Here is a 2073-nt window from a genome sequence, read left to right as displayed (position 1 = left end):
AAGTGCTCTTTGATGGTATTAATATTCATGGCAACACCTTAAAAAAGGAGCATAAGATCACAGCCCGCACGTCAGGTCAAACTTAACCTCGCATTGCGCAAAAAACGTTCATGATCTTGCCCTGCTTGCATCGTTGTTACTGCTGCAAACTCTCGATTTGTGAAAGGAAGATTTAACGTGTATAGATTTGAAACTTTTTGTTCGGTTCTTTTTAGATCATCAAGTTTGTACCCTGAAAGCGCCAAACTATAATTCAGAGCTTGGCCGATATTTTTTACCGACGAAGGGATGTCGAACGTCCTTACCTCCAGTAGCGGAAATTTCTGCTCAAGATTCGTATCCACTTTAATTTTTGTATACCCACTTTTTTGAATGTATATATTTCCACTGACATCATTTGTCATCACAGTGGACGAAAAAGCTGATGTGGAAATCAGCGCTAATGAATAAACGAATAATTTCATGTTTGTCTCCTTTTTTATCATTAACGACCCACCCCCAAAAAATCGCCAGATTTCACGCCACATTTAAGGCAAGAGCAAACCAACCAAAACAACCAAAAATAAAAAGCAAGCTATACAACACCTCAGTCGATGTTATATAGCTTATCTTTATATATATTATATATAGTGAAAATCGAGTCAAAAAAAGTGGCTTTATGATAGGAAAAAAAACCGTAATTCCGGAAAAATAGGTTAGATATTCCGACCAAACAGGTTAGATATTCCGGTAAAATAGATTAGGTTCCGGAAAAATAGGTTAGGTGTTCCGGCAAAACAGGTTAGGTTCCAGCAAAACAGGTTAGGTGTTCCGGTAAAATAGGTTAGGTTCCGGCAAAACAGGTTAGATATTCCGGTAAAATAGGTTAGGTTCCGGCAAAACAGGTTAGATATTCCGGTAAAATAGGTTAGGTTCCGGCAAAACAGGTTAGATATTCCGGTAAAATAGGTTAGGTTCCGGCAAAACAGGTTAGATATTCCGGTAAAATAGATTAGATTTGTGTGGGTTTTTAATATTGCTTTTTAACGAAAAAAGCGATCTAGCTTTTAAACCAGATCGCTTTTTTAAGCGAGTTGACTCTATTTAGCCGTAAAGCTCAGTAAGCTTTTCTTTGGTTGCAGGATCAAGTTTATTGAAGTTTCGTGTTTTGATGTTGGGAGCACAAGCCGCTCTCTTTTCTAACATAAGAACTTCTTTTGTTAGCTCGATTTGCTCATTCATCTCAAACGTTTTCACAACGCGCTGAGTGTTATGAGCCAGATCTTCACGGGTTATTGCTGAGGGTTTCCATCGGTTAATCATCTGCAATATTACTCGATATGCTTTTCGAAGTTCCTGTCTTTTTTCTGTCACTAGTTGAGACGGAAGGGTCGCATACTTATCGCTTAAATAAAGAGAATAAAGCGATTCATCAAGGTCTTTTAATGCCCACAATAAGTCGAAAGTGAGTCGACTTTGGAAGCTAATTGCGTGAGTTTCAACGTGGACTTTGTCTGAAATTTCTAACGATGTGTGAAAGTAAGTTAGCTTGGTTTCAATTGAAGACTTGATGCTCTGAAGCTCTTCTTTATAAAGCTCAGATAAACTATTAATAGCATTTTCTATATCGAAAACCAGTTGATCAGCAAACGGATCATCATCACGAACTGTATTTAAAATTACTTTTATTTTGCTATCAAACCAGTCTGCACCACTGATGAAATTGGTTTTGTTTTCACCTCTTTTTTCTTTTCTGCTGAACAAAAGTGCTGGTGCGTCTTTGGTTAGAAAAGTCACATTTAGGTGCGGAACTTCTGGTTTTTTTTGCTCTGTCGTGGTTTTTTTATCTCAGGATTGTATTCGACATTCACAGAGTCACTCTCTTTTATGTTGCTTTATTTTTTATAGCGTCACTCACTTTTAACTCTCCGATTTACTGATTATCTAGTAGATCGTTTCATCTTTCATTTCATTAATTTTAATGCCTGATACTTTGGAGATTTCTAGTATCACCCTTACATTTTTTAAACCCAATCGAGTTTGAATCATCAACTTTTTATTTTATGGCTTCGATGTTTTCACACACGTCGTTGA

2 protein-coding genes are annotated in these 2073 nt (G+C 37.0%); both read right to left on the bottom strand.

Annotation, left to right across the window (positions count from 1 at the left end; all coding sequences use genetic code 11):
- Positions 1 to 71 precede the first annotated feature (71 nt).
- The gene (locus tag FKQ60_RS17160; protein ID WP_170906816.1) at positions 72 to 464 is read right to left on the bottom strand and encodes a hypothetical protein; all 393 of its coding nucleotides are present in this window, start codon (positions 462 to 464) and stop codon (positions 72 to 74) included.
- A 619-nt stretch (positions 465 to 1083) separates the two neighbouring features.
- Positions 1084 to 1776, bottom strand: a complete 693-nt coding sequence (locus FKQ60_RS17155; protein ID WP_346009515.1) for an AcaB family transcriptional regulator — start codon at positions 1774 to 1776, stop codon at positions 1084 to 1086.
- Positions 1777 to 2073: the final 297 nt, after the last annotated feature.

Origin of the sequence: Vibrio sp. A11 (assembly GCF_013048705.1) — a bacterium.
GTDB classification, from domain to species: Bacteria; Pseudomonadota; Gammaproteobacteria; order Enterobacterales; family Vibrionaceae; genus Vibrio; species Vibrio metschnikovii.
The sequence above is the reverse complement of the archived record's forward strand: the minus strand, read 5'-3'. Positions and strand labels throughout refer to the sequence as shown.

What these genes read in the sequence shown, in the direction of transcription:
- FKQ60_RS17160 (WP_170906816.1), bottom strand. Translation starts at nt 464, where the DNA reads ATGAAATTATTCGTTTATTCATTAGCGCTGATTTCCACATCAGCTTTT.